The organism is Metabacillus sediminilitoris (genome assembly GCF_009720625.1).
Lineage (GTDB): Bacteria > Bacillota > Bacilli > Bacillales > Bacillaceae > Metabacillus > Metabacillus sediminilitoris.
Window position 1 is genome coordinate 2931630 of sequence record NZ_CP046266.1, and the last position, 24660, is coordinate 2956289.

Consider the following 24660-nt stretch of genomic DNA (forward strand, 5'->3'; position numbering starts at 1 on the left):
AAGATAATTAGGAAAGGAAATATACCTTAAGGAGGAATTTGATATGTTTAGACATCAAAAAGAATTGCAGTTTGAAGTAAAGGTAGACAACCCCGATCCAATGCTTGCCCGCCAGATTCAGGAAATATTAGGAGGGCAATTTGGAGAAATGACCGTCATGATGCAATATCTTTTTCAAGGTTTTAACTGTCGTGGAGAAGAAAAGTACAAGGATATGCTTATGGATATCGGAACAGAGGAAATAGGACATGTCGAGATGCTCTGTTCACTTATCAGTCAATTATTAGATAATGCTTCTCCCGAAGATCAAGCAGAAGCTGCGAAGGATAGTGAGCGGCCTCGGGGGTTTACCAACTAACTCAAATGAAGTGCCTTGGAATGGATCTTATATCGTTGCGAGTGGGAATTTATTAGCCGACATGCGTTCTAATTTACATGCAGAAAGTCAAGGACGACTTCAAGTCGCAAGGTTATACCATATGACAAAGGATGAAGGTGTCCGAGCAACATTCCGTAAAATGCTTGCACGTGATCGATACCATCAATATCAGTGGATGGCTGCAATTGAGGAGTTAGAAGAAAAGAACGGTGTTGTCGTTCCAGCCTCATTCCCACCAGAAGCAGAAATGGAATCTCAACCTGAAGCATATGAATTTTGGAATCTATCTGAAGGTGAAGAATCAGGAGAGGGTCCTTGGGCAACAGGAAGCGCGCCTGATGGAACAGGAAATTTCGTCTATGTAAAAGAACCTGTTGCAAAAGGACAAATACCAAAACTAACCATTCCAAACACAGAGCTGCATCACGATCTTAAAGGCAAAACAACAAACTTACTAAAATAAAAAAGAATCCTAAAGTAACAGAATACTGGTTTAATAAAATAGATTTAGAGCATGTTTTGATCAATCCTTTTTCAAAACATGCTCTTTCTTTTGTTTGTTTATCAAGGTTATTAGTATCAAATTGATCAAATATTATTTTAAAGTGGCATCATTATTTTTATTGAAAAAACATTTTCAGATAGTGTTGGGATTTATGAACCCTTAAAAATCTTAATAACTAGCAAAGAGATTGCTATATGGATTGGTTTGCGCAATTACTTGTTTGAATATTTTAATAATTACAACATTTCTTAATAAAGAAAATAATATTGTAATATATCAAAAAAATCATTATAATACTATTTATCCGAAAGACACTTGTCTTTATGTGGTGGAATGTTATGGGAATGTCCATCCAATGAAGAAATTATTCATCTAGAAACCTATTTAATTTTAGTAAGGATCTCTATTAGATATCTTTGGTGATACGCTGCAAGTCTACCGAAGGAGAAAATCAAAAACCAATCTCTTGGTACGTATCAAATAAAAGTCATCTAGTATTAATCGATCGTAACTATTTGTAAGAGTCTTAAATCTCTCGTAGGTTTATGAAAAAATGAATAGTTCGTTATTTGAAATGTTACAATATCATCTTAAACTATGGGGGAATATCCATGAAAAATCTACTGAACAAGTGGAGTCAAATGAGTCTGGTAAAACAAATAATTGTTGGTTTAATTATTGGTATTATTCTGGCTGTAACAATCCCAGATGTAGCAAAACCTGTTGTGATTTTTGGTACTTTATTTGTAGGTGCTTTAAAAGCAATTGCACCTGTGTTGGTACTCTTCTTGGTTATGTCAGCCATTACTCATCATAAGAGTGGTCAACAAACGAATATGAAATCCATTATTACACTTTACCTTTTAGGTACCTTTTTAGCCGGATTAATTGCAGTTATTGTAAGTTTTATTTTTCCTGTAAGCTTAACTCTTGCAAAGGGCGCTGAGGGAGTAACTGCTCCTGGCGGTGTTGTAGAAGTTCTCAAAGCATTATTGCTGAACGTTGTTGATAACCCAGTTACAGCAATTTATAACGCGAACTATATCGGTATTTTAGCTTGGGCGATCCTCCTTGGTTTGGCTTTAAGAAATGCAGCTGATACGACAAAAACGATGATATCTAATTTTTCAGATGCTGTTTCCAAATTAGTTACATGGGTTATTAAGTTTGCTCCATTAGGAATCATGGGTCTAGTATTTGAATCTATTACGACAAATGGAATTGAGTCATTACTAAGCTATGGAAAATTACTTGCCGTTTTGATTGGTTGTATGGTCTTGGTTGCGCTGGTTGTCAATCCAATCATTGTTTACGCAGTTATGCGTCAAAATCCTTATCCGCTTGTATTTAAATGCTTAAAGGAAAGTGGTATTACAGCATTCTTTACTCGCAGCTCAGCTTCAAATATTCCTGTTAATATGAGATTATGTGAAGATCTAGGGTTGAATAAGGATAGTTATTCAGTTTCCATCCCATTAGGTGCAACCATTAATATGGCTGGGGCTGCTGTTACGATTTCTGTTTTAACACTTGCTGCGGTTCATACACTTGGCATTCAAGTGGATCTCCCAACAGCAATCATCCTCAGCGTACTGTCAGCTATATGTGCTTGTGGTGCATCAGGGGTTGCGGGTGGATCTTTATTACTGATTCCCCTAGCATGTAGCTTATTCGGAATCCCTGCTGACGTCGCTATGCAGGTAGTTGGTGTAGGATTTATCATAGGTGTGTTACAAGATTCTTTTGAAACAGCACTTAACTCATCAACAGACGTACTTTTTACAGCAGCAGCTGAGTTTAAAGAGTGGCATAAAGAAGGAAAAAAAATAAATATCCATAAAGCAGGATAAAGAAAATCATTTGATTTATGATTAAGCTGCGCCTTAATTGTTAGTATCTACTTACAATTAAGGCGCAGCTTTTTTATAGGATGATTATAAATTGCATAAAAACTTTTAAATGCAGGAAATCTTTGTTCAAAAATACCACATATAAAATTAGGGACTATTCTAAGAATGTACATCAAGCCAGATTGTCAAAGGTCAAATGCAAAAGTGAAGGGAATATTTTTGTTAGTTAATATAAAATATTGTAAGTTTTTACACTTAAACTTACTATAATAAAAACGGAAGAAGGAATGTGGTCAAATTAAGGTATCATGAATCAAATTTCGATGAATTCAATGGATTTATGTTCCCAATTGATTTATTAACATTCAGATGTAAGCTAGATACCTAGGACCTAATATTAGTACACAAAAATAGATACCCTTAACAGAGTATCTATCTTTCTTTTTTCGACAATATCTATTGTTTTGTTTTAAATCAAACAAAATGTATAGTCGGAGGATTGACATGGAGAATAATAGTAAAATAACGATTATCGGAGGAACAGGAAAAGTAGGTCGGTTACAACTAGATAACACAAAGAGAGCAATTATGTTCCCAAAATACGAAAACAATTAGGACATTCGTCAATAAAACAGCGATGATTTATACGAATATTAGAAATGATGATGAATGGAGCACAGTTGATAAAATGGATACACCAAAAGAATAATTAAAAATATATAAATACCTAAAACTTTAGGATTATTATATGGAATCCATTTCTTCTTCAAAATAAAAGGTATTTTGGTGCTCTTTAAGGGTATAAGAGTATCTTTTCATGTTAGCAACATAACTACATTTGTTTATTGTCACAGTTTCACCTGTAGCTTTAAGACATACTTTTTCATTTTCTTTAAATTTATTTTTGTTTTTCATAACTAACCAACTTTCTTCTAAGTGATAATTTTATTATCCCATAAAATGAGTGGATATTAACGTTTTTGTTTGATTTTTTTAATAAAACATTGTTGGAATAAGCATGGTTGTTATATCAAATATGAAATCACATTGGTTTTCTACTCGATTAATTATCTGTTAAATGCAGTAAAGTTATAAAAAGGGAATCATATTTAGTTAAATGCAGGAGTAATCGAATGTAATAAAAGAACTTGACTTGAAACTCAAAAGTTATCTAATCAATATTTACAAAAACTTTACACTAACTTACTTGATGAAATTAAATAAGCGAAATATTATATAAGTAAATGTTTATATATTAATATCTAAATAGAGAAGAGCTTATGAGGATGAACCTTGTGTTGGTTAATAAATCCATTCCAGATTTAAAAATATATTTGGTGTGAAGATTCACTTGACTGTCTTAAATAAGATTAGTATAGCGAGAAATACATTCATAAATAATTCTAATACTAATCATTAGTGTAATTTATTTAATAATCCCAGTGTATAAGCTAAGGGAACAACAAAGGGCCAAAATCATATGACATTAACAGCATAACTTAAGACGTGGGTCTAATAATATAAAAATCACCATTATTCATTGAATATATAAGTAAATTGTTATATAGTAATCTACGCATGGATATTGGAGGTGTAAATAATGTTAGAAACGTCGATTGAAATTGAAAAAGCTGCAACAATTCTAAAACTTTTAGGTGATAAAACAAGGCTAACTATGGTAAAAATGTTAGATTCAAATGATTGCTGTGTTTGTGAGTTTGTTGAAATCTTTAAGGCTAGTCAGCCTGCCATTAGTCAACACCTTCGTAAATTAAAAGATGCTGGTATTGTGGGAGAAACAAGAAGAGGGCAATGGATCATTTATTCTTTAAATAAAAAGAGTGATTATTATCCAATTGTGCAAAACATACTTGAATATCTCCCTAATCAGGATTATCGAATAAAAGAATTAGAAGAACAAGGTTTACGTATTTCGTGTGAATAATGGAGGGTTTGACAAATGATTTCAGTAATTTTGGCATCAGTCATCTTTTTACTCACACTTACATTAGTTATATGGCAGCCTAAAGGACTATCCATAGGTTGGTCTGCATGTGGTGGAGCCATTTTAGCTCTTATTGTGGGTGTTGTAGATTTTAAAGATGTTATTGATGTAACATCTATTGTTTGGAATGCAACATTAGCGTTTATTGCCATCATCATTATCTCTCTTATATTAGATGAGATTGGCTTTTTTGAATGGTCAGCTCTACATATGGCAAGAGCAGCTAAAGGAAATGGAATAAAGATGTTTGTTTATGTAAGTATTCTTGGAGCTATTGTTGCGGCTTTCTTCGCAAACGATGGGGCAGCATTAATACTTACACCGATTGTCCTTGCGATGGTCAGAAATTTAAACTTCAGCGAAAAAATGGTCTTTCCATTTATTATCGCTAGTGGTTTTATTGCCGATACAACTTCACTTCCTTTAGTAGTTAGTAATTTAGTAAATATTGTATCAGCAGACTTTTTTGGTATTGGGTTTGTCGAGTTTGCATCTAGAATGATTATTCCGAACTTTTTCTCTTTAGGTGCAAGTATCTTGGTTTTATTTCTTTTTTTCCGTAAAAGCATTCCAAGAAATTATGACCTTTCACAATTAAAACAACCTGTTGAAGCCATTCGTGATGAACAGATGTTCAAATTTTCATGGATCGTATTAGGTATATTACTAGTTGGGTATTTTGCAAGTGAATTCATTGGTATTCCGGTTTCGCTTATCGCTGGTATCGTTGCTATCTTCTTCCTATTTATGGCGAAAAGAAGTCCTGCAATTAACACAAGAAAAGTTATCAAAGGCGCACCTTGGGCAATCGTATTTTTCTCAATAGGAATGTACGTGGTAGTTTACAGTTTACGAAACGTTGGATTGACAAATGTTTTAGCTGACTTAATCCAAGTGACAGCTGAACAGGGATTATTTACTGCAACAGTTAGTATGGGCTTTATCGCTGCTATTTTATCTTCTGTGATGAATAACATGCCAACGGTTATGATTGATGCACTTGCAATATCTGATACGAATACAAGTGGGGTAATTAGAGAAGCTCTTATTTACGCAAATGTGATTGGTTCTGATTTAGGGCCAAAAATTACACCAATTGGTTCTTTAGCTACTTTATTATGGCTTCATGTTTTGTCACTAAAAGGTGTAAAAATCTCTTGGGGCACTTATTTTAAAACTGGTATCATCTTAACCATCCCGACAATGTTCATTACACTTGTTGGTCTATATTTTTGGTTACTTATCATTCATTAATCATACTTAAAAAGGAGCACTTAACATGTCTAAAAAAACACTTTACTTCTTATGTACTGGAAACTCTTGCAGAAGCCAAATGGCAGAAGGATGGGCAAAAAAACACTTAGGTGATGAGTGGGAAGTGAAAAGTGCAGGTTTAGAAGCACACGGTTTAAATCCGAATGCAGTAAAAGCTATGAAAGAAACAGGAATTGATATTTCAAATCAAACATCTGATGTAATTGATCCTGAAATTTTAAATAATGCTGATTTAATCGTTACACTTTGCGGTCATGCGGCAGACAATTGCCCTGTGACACCTCCTCATATCAAACGCGAACACTGGGGCTTTGATGATCCAGCAAAAGCTGAGGGCTCTGAAGAAGAAAAATGGGCTTTCTTTCAACGTGTCCGTGACGAAATTGGAGAAAGAATTGAACGTTTCGGGAAAACGGGAGAATAATAAGATAAGATAGATAAAAGCCGTGAGAAAATATTAATGGATTCCGTTTTCAGGTGCTTTCTTAATAAATGACACTAGAAATGACGTATAGATTGGCATACGTCATTTTTTTATTTATCGAGGTTTCTGCGGATTGAATATAGATATAGCAATTGACATCATTTTTTATGATGCACAATAAGTATTGTACAATTAAAAAAGAAGACCAAAACTACGTTAATTATAATGTCGTTTGGAGTGCCGGTATTATGGCATCCTTCTTTAATAAACGAGTCAGATTTAGTTGAAGATTATGGTAACTTACGTTTATAAAGGCTTAGGTATCATTCAAACTAACGCCCTTAAAGCGTCCAGTGGCCCTGGAGCGCATGTTAATCCACATAGCCGCACAATTGGGGAGATGGATGGATTAAAAAAGGTATACGGCGCAACAAGCAAATGAATTAATTTTTATAGAACTTTTTTAAAAGAAGCTAGCATACAAAAACATTATTATAATATAGTTAAATGAAATGAAAATGAGAAAAAATACGGGGTTAGATACCGATAACATTATATTGATATATATATATATTAACATTCAAATAATAAAAAATGGTTCAACTATGATAAATAATTGATGATATCACGAGTAAAAACAGTTTGTTAATTTGTAACAATAGGTGACGAGCAGACAATCGATGTGTAGAAGTTATATAGCATCAAATATAATTATATTGCCAAATTATCAAAGTATTGTTTTCAAGAACAGCATTAATCCAAATAACAATAAGAAAAGCATTAGAAATAACAAATGTGAATTCTTATTTAAGCCCCCAATATACGGAGGTAGAAAATTTTGAGGAGTTTAAAACGCAATAAAATTTACACTTTTAAACTAAATGTGAGTATTGTTTGTTCTACTAAAGGGCAAGAGTTATAAACAAACGATTGAATGAAGGGGGAGAAGGCATTCCTTTTTTACTTATCCACGTTGAATCAGACCCTTGGAATTAAGTTCGAAACCATGAATTATGAGAACTTGCTGATTTATAAGAATAACCTCAGATATCATGAGTCTCAGCTATCACTATTTTAGTCAACTTGAGAAAAAGTGGGGTACAATTAACCTCTTGGTACTATTATGTTTTATTCTAGTTTACATAATATATATTCTAGGAAGTAATAACATTTTTATAAATTCTGTCTCAAATACCAAGATTACTTAAGTAATTGAGACAGAATTTAAATTTAGACATATTTGTGATGAATTATTTTACTGATTATATAAATCTTTAATCATTAAACTTATAGATAATTAATGAAGTTCATAATAAATGATTATTCCTTTATAATATTTAGCATTCTCTTATCAGGATTATTGCAAAACCATTCACAAGTTCAATTTTTTCAACTTTACATCATTCCTCCAGGAAATAATGTAAAATTATTTCCCTTGGCTTAAAAACTGTTGTTTATCATTAAAAAATGCTCGATATCCATAGTATGTAAAGATCATTACAGTTAATGCCACACTTCCGGCAATTCCTAATAATATAGCTATTTGATATTCTATTGCAGTTAATGGACTTATTCCCGCCAAGATTTGACCTGTCATCATTCCGGGTAAAAAGACAATACCCATTCCTACCATATTATTTATTGTTGGTAAAATTGCTGAATCAAATGCTGAATTCACAATGGATTTTGTAGCTATTTCAGGCTTTGCTCCTAACATTAGCGCACCTTCTATAAGGTGTTTTTCTCTTTGCATGCCTTCAATTAAATTTTTCACACCTAGTGTAATTCCAGTCATCGAGTTCCCTATAATCATACCTGCGATTGGGATAAGATATTGTGGTTCATACCATGGCTGGAAATGGATGACAACAAGATTGAAGTAAATGAGTGTAATAAGTGAACCAGCTGCCATTGAGATTGCTATGATCTGCTTCAGTTTTTTACTTAGTGTTCCTGTCACTTGTTTATATGTATTGTTTATAGCAAACCAAAGCATAAATAATACAATTAAAATGATGAGATAAGGATTTGGTTGTTCAAATATATAGGTTAGAATGTATCCAACTAAAATTAATTGGATTGTCATTCTAGCTGTTGAAATGATAATTCTTTTTTCCCGCTTTATACCTCGCCATTTAACAAATACAATTAGGATTAGGATAAAAATGTATGCTGCTGCAAGTCTCCAAAATTCAATATCTCTTATGACATTATCCATCTTGCCCCTCCTCTATTTTATTTAATAGTAGAAGATTTTCTCCATATTTTTCTGCTATCTTTTGTGAATGAGTGATCATGATAATCGATTGTTCTTTTTCTTTGGCCTTTTTAATGAAATTTCCAATAACCTCTTCCTCTGTTTCTTCATCAAGAGCTGACGTTGGTTCATCAAGAAGGAAAAACTCTGGATTCATGAGATAAACTCTTGCTAGTGCCAGTCGTTGTTTTTCACCGCCTGAAAGTGTCTCTGCATCGTCATTTAAGAGTTTAGATAAATGCACAATTTTTAGTGCTTCTTCCAATTCTTGCTCTTCTTTCAGCTTTTGTTCGGAAAAAACCAATCCTATTTGTAAATTTTCGCGAATCGTCCCTTCAAAAATTGTAGGCTGTTGCGCCAGCATAACTACATGTCTTCGATGTTGAATTGGGTCTTGTAGCTTTAGATTGTTTTTTTGATAATAAATATCTCCATGGTCAGGTGAAAGCATGATATTCAACATTTTTAGTAATGTCGATTTACCAGCTCCGCTTTCTCCGACAAGACATGTGATCGTTTTATCAGGGATTTTCATACTTTTAATATGTAATATATCTTTATACCTGACATCTTTTAATTCGAACATACATTCCCTCCTGCATTTAATCTAATACTATCTTGAATGATCTGTTTTTATTTGTAAACAATCCAAGCAACAAAAAAATCCCTATATATGATAAATACATAGGGATTTCAAGAAATTTATTCTTTTAAATCTTCAATTGAATCAATCTCCATATATGACGGGACAACTAATCCGGTTTTAGCACCTTCAAGGTTTGAACCTAAGTCTTCGAAGTCACCTTCGTATTTTTCGTATTGATCAGCGTGAGTAAGTGGTAACCATCCAGCAACATGTGCATCTACACTTCCATCAGCAACACCTGCCCACATTGGACCTGCTTCGACTTGACTCATCGTTACTTCATAACCTAGATCATTAAGGACTTTTGCAACAACGTTTGTACTAGCAATTTCACTATCCCATGCGACATAAGCTAAACTTACTTCTTCTCCTTTGCCTTCCTTAGCACCTTTGGTCCATTCTGCTACTTTGTCAGCATTCTCTTCAACCCATGTAGCAGCTGCTTCCTCTGGTGATGTACCTTCTTGAATACTACTCATAACAACTCCCATTTCATCTGGAGTCCAGTGAAATTGATCTAAAACAGTGTGTACACCAGGAAGCTCTTCAGCTAATCCGTTACGTACAATTGTATTAATGTTTTCTGCTTCACCATATGAACCTTTAGGGTCTTCTAAATATTTTAAGTCGAATTGTGAAAACATCCAGTGAGGTGTCCATCCTGTTATGATAATTGGCTCTTCATCATCATACGCTTTTTTCAGTGAAGCTGTCATAGCAGCACCAGATCCTTCTACCAATTCCCAATCGTTTAAATCATAATCTTCAATCGCTTTTGCAGTAGCTTTCATGATTCCTGCACCTGGGTCAATACCTGTAATTTTGTATTCAACTGCTTCACCAATTGATGCATTGCTGCCTGATTCTGCAGACCCGTTGCTTTTTTCACCACCACTACATGCAGCTAAAGCGAATGATAAGCCTAATACGAATGATACCTTTGAAATTTTTGTAACCATTATGCTGTTCCCCCTTTTTTTCTTTTCCCTATATTTTGAGTAATCCGGTCCAATATAATCGCAATGATTACGATTGCTAACCCAGCTTCAAATCCAGTCCCAGTCTGTAACTGAGTAACAGCACGATAGACGTCAGCACCTAATCCTGGTGCACCTACCATTGAGGCGATAACAACCATTGATAAGGCAAGCATAATACTTTGATTAATGCCAGCCATAATTGTAGGTAAAGCAAGTGGTAATTGAACTTTCAATAATTTTTGACTAGTTGTAGAACCAAATGCTTGTGTTGCTTCAACTAAATCTTCAGGCACTTGCTTAATTCCTAAGATCGTTAAGCGAATTGTTGGTGGCATGGCAAATATGACAGATGCTACAACACCTGGAACTACACCAATATTAAAGAAAAAGATGGCTGGTAATAAATATACGAATGCAGGCATTGTCTGCATAAAATCAAGAATAGGTGTAACAATTTTGCCAACTGTTTCACTTTGAGATGACCAAATTCCAATCGGAATACCAAGAATTATTGATATACCAACTGAGGTTAACACAAGTGCAATGGTATCAAGCATATTCTCCCAGTAACCTAAATTATCTATTAGTAATAATCCTATAAATGTAAATAAAGCAATTCGCCAATTAACAACCTTCCATGCAAGTAAACCTACTAGTAAAGCTAGAATGAAAACAGGAATAAATCCTAATCCGGTGACAATTCCATCTACAAAGCTTTCTAACCCTGTTGCTATTCCTTCAAAAAAAGGTTCAAAGTTATCGACAAGCCAATCAATCATCATGTCGATCCAGCTTGCAATTGGCAGCTTTGGTAATAATCCTTCCATCTTAAAGCACCTCCCTTTCATCCGTTATAGGAAGCTCTTTATCATTAATATACGTTTCATTTCCGGCAAGTGCCCCAATAACTGCTCCTCTAACAATAATACCTTTTAATCTATTATCAGAATCTATTACTGCAACAGGGATTACTGCGCTTGAAACATCATCAAATAGATCAATAAGAAGTGTATCTTGTTGAACGGTTATAACATCCTTAGTTGCAACTTCTTCTAATGGAAGATTCTTCTCAATCGCTTCTTTCGCATCAGCAGCTGTTACAGCTCCTAATAATTTCTTTTGTTTATCAACGATATAAACTGTTGAAATTCCATTATCCTTCATCACCTTAAGAGCGATTCTTGCCCCTTTATCAAGATGAATGGTTTCTGCACGCTTCATGACATGACTGGCTGTTAATACTTTTGATAAATCAACATCTTCTACAAATCTCTCAACATAGTCATTCGATGGATTCATCAATATTTCTTCAGGTGTGCCAATTTGCACAATATTTCCATCTTTCATCAATGCAATTCGATCACCAATTCGTAAAGCTTCGTCAAGATCATGTGTAATGAAAATAATTGTTTTTTCCATTGTCGATTGAAGATCTAGTAATTCGTCCTGCATATCTTTTCTTATTAATGGATCAAGTGCACTAAATGCTTCATCCATTAATAAAATATCAGGATCATTGGCAAGTGCTCTTGCAAGACCTACCCGCTGCTGCATTCCGCCACTTAATTGGCTAGGAAATTGATGCTCATACCCCTCAAGACCAACTAGTTTAAGTGCTTCTAATGCTTTTCTTTGACGATCTTCTTTTGAAACACCTTGTACTTCTAATCCGTACTCTGTATTAGATAAGACGGTTCGATGCGGGAAAAGGGCAAAACGTTGAAACACCATGCTCATCTTTTTACGTCGAACATCACGCAATTCTTCCTTACTCATTGCAACGATATCTTCACCATCTATTAATACTTGACCACTTGTAGGTTCTATCAATCGGTTGAACATCCGAACAAGTGTTGATTTACCGCTCCCTGATAGGCCCATTATGACGAATATTTCTCCAGGATACACTTCAAAATTAGCGCGATTAACACCGACTGTAGATCCTGTTTCTTTTAAAATTTCTTGTTTTGATTTTCCTTGTTTGAGAAGCTGAACAGCTTTTTTTGTATTTTTCCCAAAAATTTTCGATACTTCTCGAACAGTGATTTTTACCGTTCTTTCATTTTTCTTCATCTTTTCACCTCTACCTTGATTCATTAAAACGCGACGAATCATCTATAACTACGAAATTCATTCCCTCTTTCATTGATATATTTGTCACGAACACTCTGCCTTATTAATTATAGAAATAGTAAAAAATGATTACAAATTGCATATAGGTTCATATTCAGTCGTAAACTTTGTACAGAAAATACTGTACGTACTTTATATACTTTATGCTTACATTTCCTCCGGATTCCTTTTTTTACAAAGACTTTACAAACAATTTATTAATATGTAGTCTGTATATATATCGTATTAATAGGATGTGACAAGGTTTGCAAGGTAAAGACGAACTTGAGAAAGCTCGAGAAAGAGTAATAGATGAAATATCTCAAAATATGAATTTATATGGTGTAACACCATCTGTAGGAAGATTATGGGGTCTCCTTTATTTTCAAAATCATCCAATGACATTAGATGAAATGAAAAACGAATTAGGTATGAGTAAAACAAGTATGAGTACATCTGTTAGACATCTAATGGATTTAAATATGGTTGACAAGGTCTGGAAAAAGGGGAATAGAAAAGATTTATATGTTGCTGAAGAAGATTGGTATAAGACATTTGTTGACTTCTTTTCGATAAAATGGAGAAACAGTGTTGCAGATAATGTTAATGCCATTGATAAATCTTTGACTGAACTAAATCAGCTAATTGAATCACCTGGAATTTCAGAAGAGATGAAAAGTGAAATTAAAAGTGATATTGATAAGCTCCATCAAGCACTAGATTATTATGAGTGGCTCAATAGATTGATCGATAGCTTTGAATCAGAAGAAATTTTCAAATATATTCCAAAAAGAACGGAAGACCACACCAATTCATAAGCGTGGGTTTCCGTTTTCTCTTTTTCTCATCTAATTTGACAATACTCTACAAAAATAGTTCTTTTCAAAACTAAAATATAGCGTTATGATATTCATATTATACGGCAAAGGGGTGACGGCATTGAAACTTCGCTTGCTGCTTAAATTAATGATGATGCTTTTATTAATATTTGCAGGATTTCATTTCGTTTCAATACATCACTCTAGTCAACCTTTACATGCTGGCAAAGAGGTAGCTGTTGAAGCTGAAGCATCATTAACTACAATTAATCTAGATGAAGATGATCAGAAGCATTACCTTCATTCGAACAGCAATTCGGTAAAGGATACATTAATCTTAGTTCTCATGATTTTATCACTCATCTTTTTCGCTAGCTATAAATCCAAGCGAAAAATGAGACATTTCCTTTACTCAGTTTATTATCAATCATCCTATTTTTCTAAAAGTCATTTATTACCTAACTACTAATATTTTATTTAATAGGAGGTTTTAAATGATGTTTTGGTTAAGATTAATTCCGATTGTAGTTTTTTCTTTTACGGCACTAAGTCTATTCACTTATCAAGGAATTGAAATTTTTCACGCTTTTACAAATTTATTTCAAAAAAAATAAGCTTTTTCAGTGAAAAGGGTCTGACCCCTCAAACATACACAAATTTACTGAACTTTACTTATAAAAAGTTCGTAAATTGTGCACTTTGGGGTCTGACCCTTTGTTTTGAGTCAGCCTCATTTATATTTTTAGTCATTCAGGTTGTCTTTCTGCACTTTGTTCCTTTCCACTACCTCTTATGTACCAAAACTAAACACACATCTTTAATTCCACATATGATGCAATCGCTTTTTTGTCGGCATTGCTGCATGTTCTACATGGAATGTTGGTGCGTCTTTTACCCATGGTTCCTCTTTTGCAAATACATTCACAATTTGGTCAACCGCATGATCACCCATTGCATGTACAGAAACATGTATACCTTTTTCTCGTGCTTCCGAAATTGCTTCTTCTAATATTTCATGTGTTGTCGTTGATAAACCGTAGTTATCTGCTTCTCCTTCAAACAAACGGTTCTGCTAGCCATGCAGTTCGACCTGATACGCTTCCATCTGCCAGCAGTTTAATACCAGCAATAAAAATAGGATCATCAGGTGAAATATAATCTGGTGTTAACAGATTTTTAACCTTTAAAGCATTCAAATGATAGTACATGGGCGTCTTCTGTTTTAAGCCCGCTTCATAAGCCCGACGATATAAAGTTAACTAATCAGTCGGCTCCGATTCTTCGTACATTTCTGTCATACTTGTAATACCGTATGCACTTAATTGCTTTGAACAAGTTGACAAGCATATCAATATAAACCTTTTCTTCAGGTACTGGAATACGCTTCTCAATTAAAAAAACCGAGCCTGTTCACGCAAAACTCCTGTTGGTTCGACAAAGACATCTCGATCTATCTGCCCACCTTCAGGATCTGGTGTGTCCTTTGTAATGCCAGCAATTTCAAGCTCCTTACTATTTACAGAGATAATATGGAAACATGTACGTTTTACCATTATAGGTATATCTGTTGAAGCGTTGTCTAAATCAAATCAATTCGGAGTCCGTCCTTCTACCAGGAACTAGGAATTGTACTTAAATTATAGTTTTCACATGTTGAACCTCTCATTACCTAATCGTTACTTTTCTGAAATTACGACCTTAGACTAAGTAATTTATTTTTCGGATAAAGATTCAATGTTTACATATCCTAAATGAGAAAATAAAAGGGTATAACCTCACGATAAATTGATGTAAGGAGCTATGAAAATGAAGAAACAATCAAATCATTTTACTAAAGGAAATACAGAACGAAATGAATTCAAAAATGTTGATACTCAAATCAAAATGGAATATCAAAAAAATATAAATCATGTTACAGAAGCGCAAAAGCAAATATCTTCACAGGAAACTGTAGGCGTTTATTCCGAACAGGAATAGTATGATCGTAGGGTTTCATAAAGTCTAACCTTATCAACTCAAGTAGACAAGAAAAATAGGAGTTGTAAGTAACTTCTATTTTTCTTGTCTGGATTTTATTAATATAGACTTTAATTGTTTTAAATAAGCAATAGCAGTTTTATATCTTACTACTGATATTTTTAGTTGTGAGAAGCTATAAACAGAAAAAATCTATCAAAATTGACAGCCTGGTATAGATGATTCGGGAACTGCTTACTGCAATAATAGTAAAACCAGCAGTCTTTTGTACAATACCTGCTGCCAGCCCGATACTTAAATAACCTAACAAAGTTGGAATACAATGTTTTATCCCGATTTTTATGGATCCATTCGAGTGTTTAAGGTTAAATTACTAGTTAAAAATAATATAAAAAATTGAGCTGTTTCGACAGCATATGATTTTCAAGCTATTTAATTCGGTTTTCCGTTTTCATATGGCTTAAGAATGCCGTACAATGTTTCGATAACTGGAATATTCAGATTGTATTTACTTGCCAATCGAAGTGCTCCCCCGTGTAAGTGCTCAACTTCTAATGGCAGTCCTTTTCTCATATCTTGATGCATGGAAGATGTTGCTTCTGGGCGGAATCCCCTTAATCTATTTGCCATGATTTCCACTTCCTGCTCTGATAAATGAATCCCTACTTCTTTTGCAAGCGTATTCATTTCAAAGATTACGTTTCTAGCAACATGAAATGAAGCCTCTGAACTGGCTATAAAACCTGCTGGAAGCTGCATAGCTGAAGTTATGCCTGACAATGCTGTGATAAAAATATACTTTTTCCACATATGTTTTAATATATTTTCTTCTCTTAGGAGACTTGTTTTAACCAGGTGATGTATTTTTTCTAATTGCTCACAAATTTGGATCTGCTCATTATGAAGAGCTCCAAATTTTATGGCACTACTATTGTTAGAATGCACAACATGTCCTTGTTCATTTAATGTTGCAATGATTGAAGCGAACCCTCCTAATATTTTTTGTTCACCTACCTCAGTCTGCAGCAATTCTAAATGTTCCATTCCATTTAACAAAGGCAGTACGAATGCACCTGTTTTTCTAACAATAGCATGAACCTGTGGGATTACTTGATCAAGATGGTACCCTTTTACTGCAAGGATGACCAAATCTATATCATTCACTTGATCAGTTGATGTATAAACAGTTACATCTTTACATTCGAAGTTTCCTTCAGGGCTCGTTATTGTCAACCCTTCCTTCGTTAATTGAGCGGCTCTTCTATCTCGTACAAAAAAAGATACGTTAACACCGGCCTCAAGCATTCTCCCGCCAAAATAAGCTCCAAGTGCCCCTGCACCTAGTACTAAAATATTCATCATATTTTTATCCTCCTACTCTATCCTTTTTATGTTATCATGAAATCGCTTAATATTGGATTTAAACAATTCATATTAATTTTTTCTTACTAAAAACATACAATGATAATCTATTAGTTTTATAAAAATTAGTAAATGGCAGACTAGATAATAATCGGTGCTACATGAAAATGGAAACCATTAATAAGAACGAAAAGAGGCTGTCTCAAAAAGGTTCGACTCCACAAACTAACACACATCTATTTTACTTTTTACAGGTAAAAAGTAAAATATATAGTGCCTCTGTAGGGTCTTACCATTTGTTTTGAGTCAGCCTCGGTCTTTTGAAATGTTAACTTTCTTTTTTGCTTTCATCTTCAGTAATCGATAACCAAACCTTATTTACTGTACCAGCTTCTTGTTCATCAATGAGAAATGATCCGTTGCTATATCTATCATTTGCTCTTAAGCTTGAAACATCAACACTTCCAATAACACCTTTTTCTGTTTCAATATAAAATTCTCCTTGAGCATGTACGATCTCTGCCCCGACTACTCTGTGAGGATTGTTTTTTAATTCTCTGAGCATAATTAAACCGCGTTTTGCACGTGATGTTTTTTCAAACTCAGTCAAGTTCATTTTCTTTACTGCACCTCTTTGAGTAGCAATAATTAAGAATTCTTTTTGATCCCGTTCAACTATTTTTCCACTTACAACATAATCATCAGGTTTTAAATTAATACCTTTTACACCAGCTGCTCTAGGTCCAACAATATTAACCTCTTCTTCTGCAAACCATAAACCATACCCAAGATGTGTCACTAGAAATAAATCATTTTCTCCTGAAGTCACATGGACATCAACAAGAATATCATCACCCTTTAAATTAAGCGCCACAAGTGGTTTAGAGTATCTTTGTGCCTTATATTGTATAAGTTCAGATTTTTTCACCATACCATCTTTTGTAATAAAGGTTAAAAAGGCCTTTTCTTCAAAATCCTTAATAGGTATAGCTTTTATAATCTCTTCGTCTCTATCGATCGGGATAATATTAGCGATATGTTGCCCAACATCTTTCCAACGAATATCAGGCAATTCATGAACAGGACAATATAAGTAATTACCTTTATTCGTGAAGAGTATCACAACATTTGTCGTATTTATTTCAAATTGAGCTAACAAGCGATCTGTATCCTTCATTCCGAAGTCCTGTCCGTTTGATGCTGCATAAGATCTGAGACTTGTACGTTTCACATAGCCATCCTTTGTAACTGTCACGATTACATCCTCTGACGCAATCATAACTTCAAGATTGATCTTAATTTCAGAAATTTCCGCTTCAATCACAGAACGACGCTCATCTGCATACGTTTTTTTCACTCTTCTTAAATCATTTTTAATGACTTTTAATAATACTTTTTCATCGTTTAAAATACTTGTTAATTCTTCTATTTTTTTTGCAAGCTCTTCAGATTCGTTTTGCAACGCTGTAATATCTGTATTTGTTAAACGATAAAGCTGTAAAGAAACAATTGCTTCAGCTTGCGGCTCAGTAAATTGGAATTTATTGATTAAGTTGTCCTTTGCATCGCGTTTATCTTTAGACGCACGAATAGTTGCAATCACTTCATCTAAAACCGATAAAGCTTTCATTAAACCTTCAACAATATGTTGACGTTCACGTGCTTTTCGAAGTTCATATTTTGAACGATTTGAAACAACTTCCTTTTGATGTCCAATGTAAGCATCAAGGATTGCCGGTAAACTCATTTGCATTGGTCGGCGATTGTGGATGGCAACCATATTAAAATTATACGTGATTTGCAGGTCACTATTTTTAAATAAGTAGTTTAGGACACCTTCCGCATTTGCATCCTTCTTTAATTCAATAACGATTCGTAAACCAGTACGGTCCGTATCATCACGTACTTCTGCAATTCCTTCAACTTTTCGTTCAATTCGGAATTCATCAATCCGTTTTACAAGATTGGCTTTGTTCACTTCATAAGGAATTTCGGTAATGACAATTTGGTGTTTTCCGCCGCGTATTTCTTCAATCGTTGATTTAGCTCGGATAATGATTTTGCCTTTACCAGTTTCATATGCCTTCTTAATGCCATCAATACCTTGAATAATCCCACCTGTAGGAAAATCAGGACCTTTCATGACCGTCATTAAGTCATCAACTGTACATGTTGGATGGTCCATTCGCTTTATCACAGCATCAATCACCTCACCTAAGTGATGAGGGGGAATATCTGTTGCATATCCAGCTGATATTCCTGTTGATCCATTTACGAGTAGATTAGGAAACATAGCAGGTAATACTAATGGTTCATTACTTGTATCATCAAAGTTTGGGACAAATTCAACTGTTTCCTTATCAATGTCACGAAGCAATTCAGAAGCAATGGCAGATAACCTTGCTTCTGTATAACGCATAGCAGCCGGTGGATCACCGTCAATACTACCGTTATTTCCATGCATTTGAATAAGTACATTTCGAACCTTCCAATCCTGACTCATTCGAACCATCGCTTCATATACGGATGAATCTCCATGCGGATGGTAGTTACCAATTACATTACCTACTGTTTTAGCTGACTTACGATAGTTTTTATCATTTGTATTTCCCTCTACATGCATTGCATATAAGATTCTTCGTTGTACAGGCTTCAAGCCATCTCGTGCATCTGGAAGTGCACGATCTTGAATGATGTATTTACTATAACGTCCAAAACGGTCACCTATTACATCTTCAAGAGGTAAATCACGAAATATTTCAATTGAATCTGCCAAAATCTATACCTCCTCTGCGACCGATAAATGCTCGTTTTCTAATATGTTTGTATCCTCATCAAGACCGAATGCAACATTATTTTCAATCCATTTACGTCGCGGTTCTACTTTGTCTCCCATAAGGGTAGTAACCCGACGCTCAGCACGTGCTGCATCATCAATCTTTACCCGAATTAATGTTCGTGATTCTGGATTCATTGTTGTTTCCCAAAGCTGATCAGCGTTCATCTCACCTAAACCTTTATAACGCTGGATCATATACCCTTTACCGACTTTGGATATGGCATCATTTAATTCATCATCAGACCATGCATATTCAATAACTTCTTTTTTTCCTGAACCCTTACTGACCTTATAAAGAGGCGGCAATGCAATAAATACTTTTCCATTTTCAATTAACGGCTTCATATATCGATAAAAGAAAGTTAAGAGTAAGACTTGAATATGTGCACCATCTGTATCAGCATCAGTCATTATAATAACCTTATCATAATTTATATCCTCAACTAAGAATTCGGAACCGACACCACCGCCGATGGCATGGATGATTGTATTAATCTCTTCGTTTTTAAAAATATCAGCTAACTTTGCCTTTTCCGTATTAATAACTTTACCTCTTAGTGGCAATACAGCTTGAAATCGGCGATCCCGTCCTTGCTTAGCTGAACCACCTGCAGAATCACCCTCTACAAGATATAATTCATTTTTTAATGGATTACGGGATTGAGCCGGTGTTAGCTTTCCGCTTAATGTTGTTTCCGAACGTTTCCGTTTTTTCCCGCTTCTTGCTTCTTCACGAGCTTTACGGGCCGCTTCCCTTGCTTGGAACGCTTTAATAGCTTTTTTTACAAGCAGTGTTCCTGAATCAGGGTTTTCTTCTAAGAAATAAGAAATGTTTTCTGAGACGATCGCATCTACAGAAGACCTTGCTTCACTTGTACCAAGCTTACCTTTCGTTTGTCCTTCGAACTGCAAAAGATCTTCCGGAATACGGACTGATATGATTGCGGCAAGACCTTCACGTATATCTGAACCCTCTAAGTTTTTTTCCTTTTCTTTTAACAGGGCAGTTTTTCTTGCATATTCATTAAATGCTCTTGTTATGGCAGTTTTTGCTCCAGCTTCATGTGTACCGCCATCCTTCGTTCGAACATTATTTACAAAAGACAGAATGTTTTCCGAATAACCATCATTAAATTGAAAGGCAAAATCAACTTCAATTCCGTTTTGCTCACCTTCAAAAGAAACAACGGGATGAAGGCTATCCTTCTCTTCGTTTAAATAAGTGACGAAAGCTTCAATACCAGTCTCATAATGATAAACCTCGTGTTGGTCATGTCTTTCATCAATGAGCTCAATTTTGAAACCTTTTAACAGAAATGCCGACTCTCTTAATCGTTCACTCAGTGTTTCAAAATTATAGACTGTTGTACTAAATATATCCGGATCTGGTTTAAAATGAATCTTTGTTCCGGTTTTAGTTGTTTTCCCCTTTTTTTCAAGGGTAGTAGCAGGTTTTCCACCATCTTCAAATCGTTGTTCATACATAAATCCATCACGTTGAATCGTTACAACTAACCATTCAGACAGGGCATTTACAACAGAAGCACCTACACCGTGCAGTCCTCCACTTGTTTTATAGCCACCTTGACCGAACTTACCACCAGCATGAAGGATCGTCAATATTACTTCAGGTGTAGGCTTCCCAAGCTTATGCATGCCTGTTGGCATTCCACGACCTTTATCTTGAACAGATATACTGTTATCTTTATGTATTTTTACAATGATTTGATCACCATAACCTGCTAAAGCTTCATCAACAGCGTTATCGACGATCTCATATACGAGATGATGCAAACCTCGGCTATCGGTACTTCCAATATACATACCGGGACGTTTTCTTACGGCTTCTAGTCCTTCAAGAACCTGTATAGCATCATCATTATAATCAAATTGTTGCTTATTTCCCAAACGACTAAACCCCTTTCAACTAACAAACAATCAATTAACGCTCAACATTAGAACGCATGTTTTAGTATTTTATACAATAATTTATCTTACGACAACCCGCACTTTCAATGAAAGGCTTTTCATCCTTACGCAACTTTTATTAAGATTAGGTCAAATTACATTTTATCCACGCTTTATTGTATATTGTAATTTACATTTAGCAAAGATTATTCGTGTAATAAAGTAAAAAATCCTTGTTTATTACAAGGATTTTTCCAAAATTGAACATAAACTTTATTTCGTCAAAGCATGCTCAACCTTAATACATCGATTCATGACAACAGTTTTATTATTCTTCTTCAATAAATCGTATGCTTCCTCGTTCTCAAGTCCTAATTGTGCCCAAAAAACATCTGAATCAATTTCAAGAAATTCTTTCGCAACATCTAACAAGTGTTCAGATCGGCGAAAAACATTAACTATGTCTACATGTCCATCAATATCTTTCAAAGAACCTACAGCTTTAACACCCAGGACTTTATCAACAGTTGGATTTACAGGAATAATCTCATAACCTGCATCCTGCATCGCTTTACTAACCATGTAAGAGGTTCTTTCAGGATTATCTGATAAGCCTACAACAGCAATTGTTTTACTCTTTTTTAAAATATTACCCGTTTCTTCTCTTGTTGGATATTCAATAGCCATAATCATCAAGCTCCTTTCAATTATCATACCAGGAACACATGTTCGATTCAACATATTTACTATTCATTTGTGATTACTTTAATTTTTGTCATGTATTAGTTCGTATGGAAAAACTTATAATATGAGTGAATTCCTTTTCTATACTATCTTATCAATTAAACTGTATCTTTTCATGTTTTTTTATTCTCTCATAGAGTTTTTCTCATATCTCGTGATAGAATATAGGGAGATTATAAAAAGGAGCACCAAAATGATTGAAATCTTACTATTTATTTTAGCTTATTTACTAGGATCAATTCCCTCAGGACTAATTGTTGGAAAAGTAGGCTATGGAGTTGATATTCGTGAACATGGTAGTGGCAATTTAGGCGGTACAAATACTTTTCGAACGCTTGGAGTTAAAGCAGGTCTAATCGTTACCATATCAGATATTTTAAAAGGAACTCTTGCAGCATCATTACCAATATTATTAAATGTAGATTTACATCCATTGCTGGTTGGGATCTTTGCAGTAATTGGCCATACATATCCGATCTTTGCGAAATTCAAAGGTGGAAAAGCTGTAGCTACCTCTGCTGGATTGCTTTTGTTTAGTGAACCAATCATGTTTATTACCATGATTTTATTCTTTTTCCTAATTCTTTTTATTACAAAATATGTATCTTTATCATCAATGCTTGCTGGTGTATACGGAATTGTATATAGCTTGTTTACAAAAGATATCCCATTAATAATCGTTATTTCCCTCTTAACGATCTTTGTTATTTATCGACATCGGGCTAATATTAAAAGAATTATGAATAAAACTGAACCAAAAGTAAAATGGTTATCTTTTAATAAAAATAAATAATTATCTAGTTTAACGATTTCATTTAAAGATTTAAGACCTTATTAGTTTCGATAATCATTCTTTATGTTAATATAAAATTGTAAATACAAAATAGCTTTGTTAAAAAGTTTGTCAGGTATTAATAAGTATTGAGGTACAAGGAGTGAAAACGTTGGAATTATTTGTTGATGATAAAGCTGCAAGCTGGTATATAAATGAATTACAGCTTCAAAAAGGTGATACTGTAAAATTTTTTGTGCGCTATGGCGGTTGTAGTAATGTCCAAAAAGGATTTTCACTTGGAGTTGTCAAGCAAGAACCTGAAGATGTAGGTTCTAGTATCGTTGCCCAAGGTATCACTTTTTTTGTTGAAAATCGTGATTTATGGTATTTTGACAACCATAACCTGCAAGTTGAACTTGATGAAGAAGTTGATGAACCAATATTTAACTACATAGAACCTGTAAATTAGTCCAAATGAAGGTCAAAGTCTATATAAAAAATAGATTTTGACCTTTTTTATTAAGGATTCTAATTCACTCAATTTTCCATACATCATTCTAATGTCACGTAACTCTGCAAATGAATAGAATTGAATGTTCACATTCTTTTCCTATGTTTTTCATTACACATGATTGATCTTTACCATCTTGCGCATAAACATTTGATAAGTCATTTTTCATTATGTAAATTAAAACGCTTAATATGATCATCAAGTCCGTAGAATTTTAAGATTTTTAATTGTATTTCGCCTAATAAATCAAAATGTGGATAGTTATCATAATGATGAATCCAGTCTTTATTTAAGCCGAATTTTTTACCCCAATTAGCTAATTTTTCGATATCTTTACAACCTACCTTTGTTACACAGTGTGAATTCGGAAATCGATCATCTAGCCAAAAATGAGTAAGAAATGAAATTTCACCCTTTTGAACTTCTTCTTTCCACTTTGTTAACTCCTTGCGAGAAATACCAAAAGCCACTTATTTCTTCGCCTTTTCATATGCTTCATGCCAATCTGGGAAGCGTTTTCTAAGAGTTATTGGTTTAAATGTGTCCTTTTTTACACAAACATGACTAGATTTAGCTTGTACCGCTAATTCCCCAGCTGAGGTATAAATTTCATAACCATAGACACTTTTTAAACCGTTATATTCATCGATCCATGTGTGAATTATTGCTATATCACCATACCGAAGTGGCTTTTTATAAGAAATTTCAAGGTCAACAACAGGCGAAATAATCCCTTCTTCTTCCATACCTGCATAGGAAAATCCTAGGTCTTGAATTAGCTTTGTCCTGCCAACTTCCATCCATATTAAATAATTTGCATGATAAACGACACCCATTTGGTCAGTTTCAGCATATCGTACTTCAATTTCTTTTTTAGATACAAGCATGTTTTTCTCTCCTTGTTGCACACATTTTGAAAATTCTTCTAACTATCATACCATACAACAAATTATTAATGAACGAAAATGACTTTTACAAAGTATCGGAGGGTTCTAATTCACGTAATAAAAAAAATCAGGCTATAGCCTGATTTTTTATTGATCGTTACGATAACCATTTTCTCGTGCTTGAGCCTCATCTTTAATTTCTTCACGTAGAGCATGAATACTTTCTTCACGACGGGCATTTTTTGCTTCGATTAATTCCCGTTCCTCTGGTGATGCAAATTGTAGTGTATCATGTGCTTCTTCAATGTTTTCAATCGTGTTTTGGACCATACTTTGAAGTTTTTCAACGTTGTCTGTACGATCATCTGGGTTTGGACGATTTTGTTTTGTCATTATGCATCCTTCC

At 34.3% G+C, this 24660-nt stretch carries 23 protein-coding genes and 2 pseudogenes; 10 read left to right on the forward strand and 15 right to left on the reverse strand.

Annotated elements, in window-relative coordinates; translation table 11 throughout:
* Positions 1-43 precede the first annotated feature (43 nt).
* The 5 genes and pseudogenes from GMB29_RS13850 to arsC all read left to right on the forward strand — a co-directional run bounded on the left by GMB29_RS13850 (position 44) and on the right by arsC (position 6438).
* A pseudogene (locus tag GMB29_RS13850) lies at positions 44-842 on the forward strand (manganese catalase family protein).
* Positions 843-1495: 653 nt separating this feature from the next.
* Entirely contained in the window at positions 1496-2734 is a 1239-nt protein-coding gene (gene sstT / locus GMB29_RS13855; protein WP_136354500.1) for a serine/threonine transporter SstT, read from the forward strand.
* Positions 2735-4334: 1600 nt separating this feature from the next.
* Positions 4335-4679, forward strand: coding sequence for an ArsR/SmtB family transcription factor (locus tag GMB29_RS13860; protein ID WP_136354502.1), 345 nt, complete (start codon positions 4335-4337; stop codon positions 4677-4679).
* Positions 4680-4694: 15 nt separating this feature from the next.
* On the forward strand, positions 4695-5993 hold the full coding sequence (locus GMB29_RS13865; RefSeq protein ID WP_136354504.1) for an arsenic transporter: 1299 nt from the start codon (positions 4695-4697) through the stop codon (positions 5991-5993).
* Between the two features lie 25 nt (positions 5994-6018).
* Entirely contained in the window at positions 6019-6438 is a 420-nt protein-coding gene (gene arsC / locus GMB29_RS13870; RefSeq protein WP_136354506.1) for an arsenate reductase (thioredoxin), read from the forward strand.
* A gap of 1426 nt (positions 6439-7864) precedes the next feature.
* Here the strand turns inward: arsC and GMB29_RS13875 are convergent.
* The 5 genes from GMB29_RS13875 to GMB29_RS13895 form a co-directional block, all read right to left on the reverse strand.
* Entirely contained in the window at positions 7865-8656 is a 792-nt protein-coding gene (locus tag GMB29_RS13875) for an ABC transporter permease (RefSeq protein ID WP_136354508.1), read from the reverse strand.
* A complete protein-coding gene (locus tag GMB29_RS13880) occupies positions 8649-9281 on the reverse strand; it encodes an ABC transporter ATP-binding protein (protein ID WP_136354510.1) in 633 nt (210 codons plus the stop codon). The genes GMB29_RS13875 and GMB29_RS13880 overlap by 8 nt, the downstream gene beginning before the upstream one ends.
* A gap of 116 nt (positions 9282-9397) precedes the next feature.
* Complete coding sequence (locus GMB29_RS13885; protein ID WP_136354512.1) at positions 9398-10300, reverse strand: glycine betaine ABC transporter substrate-binding protein; 903 nt, start codon at positions 10298-10300, stop codon at positions 9398-9400.
* The gene (locus tag GMB29_RS13890; RefSeq protein ID WP_136354514.1) at positions 10300-11148 is read right to left on the reverse strand and encodes an ABC transporter permease; all 849 of its coding nucleotides are present in this window, start codon (positions 11146-11148) and stop codon (positions 10300-10302) included. Before GMB29_RS13890 ends, GMB29_RS13885 begins: the two co-directional genes overlap by 1 nt.
* Before the next feature lies 1 nt (position 11149).
* Positions 11150-12394 (reverse strand): quaternary amine ABC transporter ATP-binding protein, encoded by a 1245-nt coding sequence (locus GMB29_RS13895; RefSeq protein ID WP_136354516.1) that lies wholly within the window; start codon positions 12392-12394, stop codon positions 11150-11152.
* Positions 12395-12699: 305 nt separating this feature from the next.
* Between GMB29_RS13895 and cudC the strand changes: the two genes are divergently transcribed.
* Together cudC and GMB29_RS13905 are read left to right on the forward strand one after the other, a co-directional pair.
* Positions 12700-13251 carry a choline uptake/conversion transcriptional regulator CudC gene (gene cudC / locus GMB29_RS13900; RefSeq protein ID WP_136354518.1) on the forward strand — a complete coding sequence of 184 codons (552 nt, stop codon included), beginning with the start codon at positions 12700-12702 and terminating at the stop codon, positions 13249-13251.
* 121 nt (positions 13252-13372) lie between these two features.
* Positions 13373-13720, forward strand: coding sequence for a hypothetical protein (locus GMB29_RS13905; protein WP_136354520.1), 348 nt, complete (start codon positions 13373-13375; stop codon positions 13718-13720).
* Between the two features lie 348 nt (positions 13721-14068).
* Here the strand turns inward: GMB29_RS13905 and GMB29_RS13910 are convergent, their stop codons facing one another.
* From GMB29_RS13910 to GMB29_RS13920, 3 genes and pseudogenes are all read right to left on the reverse strand, one after another.
* Positions 14069-14314, reverse strand: coding sequence for a hypothetical protein (locus GMB29_RS13910; protein WP_136354522.1), 246 nt, complete (start codon positions 14312-14314; stop codon positions 14069-14071).
* Entirely contained in the window at positions 14307-14459 is a 153-nt protein-coding gene (locus GMB29_RS13915; protein ID WP_155443895.1) for a hypothetical protein, read from the reverse strand. Before GMB29_RS13915 ends, GMB29_RS13910 begins: the two co-directional genes overlap by 8 nt.
* A 183-nt stretch (positions 14460-14642) precedes the next feature.
* Positions 14643-14825 (reverse strand): annotated as a pseudogene (locus GMB29_RS13920) (amidohydrolase family protein); the annotation flags it as partial.
* Positions 14826-15057: 232 nt separating this feature from the next.
* Between GMB29_RS13920 and GMB29_RS13925 the strand changes: the two are divergent.
* Positions 15058-15228 (forward strand): hypothetical protein, encoded by a 171-nt coding sequence (locus tag GMB29_RS13925; RefSeq protein WP_155443896.1) that lies wholly within the window; start codon positions 15058-15060, stop codon positions 15226-15228.
* 432 nt (positions 15229-15660) lie between these two features.
* Here GMB29_RS13925 and GMB29_RS13930 read toward each other — a convergent pair whose 3' ends face one another.
* The 4 genes from GMB29_RS13930 to GMB29_RS13945 form a co-directional block, all read right to left on the reverse strand.
* Positions 15661-16590 (reverse strand): ketopantoate reductase family protein, encoded by a 930-nt coding sequence (locus GMB29_RS13930; protein ID WP_136354526.1) that lies wholly within the window; start codon positions 16588-16590, stop codon positions 15661-15663.
* A 328-nt stretch (positions 16591-16918) separates the two neighbouring features.
* Positions 16919-19354, reverse strand: a complete 2436-nt coding sequence (gene parC, locus GMB29_RS13935; RefSeq protein WP_136354847.1) for a DNA topoisomerase IV subunit A — start codon at positions 19352-19354, stop codon at positions 16919-16921.
* A gap of 15 nt (positions 19355-19369) precedes the next feature.
* Positions 19370-21337: a DNA topoisomerase IV subunit B gene (gene parE / locus GMB29_RS13940; RefSeq protein ID WP_136354528.1), complete on the reverse strand. Its 1968-nt coding sequence runs from the start codon at positions 21335-21337 to the stop codon at positions 19370-19372.
* A 273-nt stretch (positions 21338-21610) separates the two neighbouring features.
* Positions 21611-22024, reverse strand: a complete 414-nt coding sequence (locus GMB29_RS13945; RefSeq protein ID WP_136354530.1) for a CoA-binding protein — start codon at positions 22022-22024, stop codon at positions 21611-21613.
* A gap of 250 nt (positions 22025-22274) precedes the next feature.
* Between GMB29_RS13945 and plsY the strand changes: the two genes are divergently transcribed.
* Together plsY and GMB29_RS13955 are read left to right on the forward strand one after the other, a co-directional pair.
* Complete coding sequence (gene plsY, locus GMB29_RS13950) at positions 22275-22874, forward strand: glycerol-3-phosphate 1-O-acyltransferase PlsY (RefSeq protein WP_136354532.1); 600 nt, start codon at positions 22275-22277, stop codon at positions 22872-22874.
* 151 nt (positions 22875-23025) lie between these two features.
* Positions 23026-23325: a HesB/YadR/YfhF family protein gene (locus tag GMB29_RS13955; protein WP_136354534.1), complete on the forward strand. Its 300-nt coding sequence runs from the start codon at positions 23026-23028 to the stop codon at positions 23323-23325.
* Between the two features lie 200 nt (positions 23326-23525).
* Here GMB29_RS13955 and GMB29_RS13960 read toward each other — a convergent pair whose 3' ends face one another.
* The 3 genes from GMB29_RS13960 to tlp form a co-directional block, all read right to left on the reverse strand.
* Complete coding sequence (locus GMB29_RS13960; protein ID WP_136354536.1) at positions 23526-23837, reverse strand: hypothetical protein; 312 nt, start codon at positions 23835-23837, stop codon at positions 23526-23528.
* The gene (locus GMB29_RS13965) at positions 23838-24254 is read right to left on the reverse strand and encodes an acyl-CoA thioesterase (RefSeq protein ID WP_136354538.1); all 417 of its coding nucleotides are present in this window, start codon (positions 24252-24254) and stop codon (positions 23838-23840) included.
* Positions 24255-24401: 147 nt separating this feature from the next.
* Entirely contained in the window at positions 24402-24647 is a 246-nt protein-coding gene (tlp, locus tag GMB29_RS13970) for a small acid-soluble spore protein Tlp (RefSeq protein ID WP_136354540.1), read from the reverse strand.
* Positions 24648-24660: the final 13 nt, after the last annotated feature.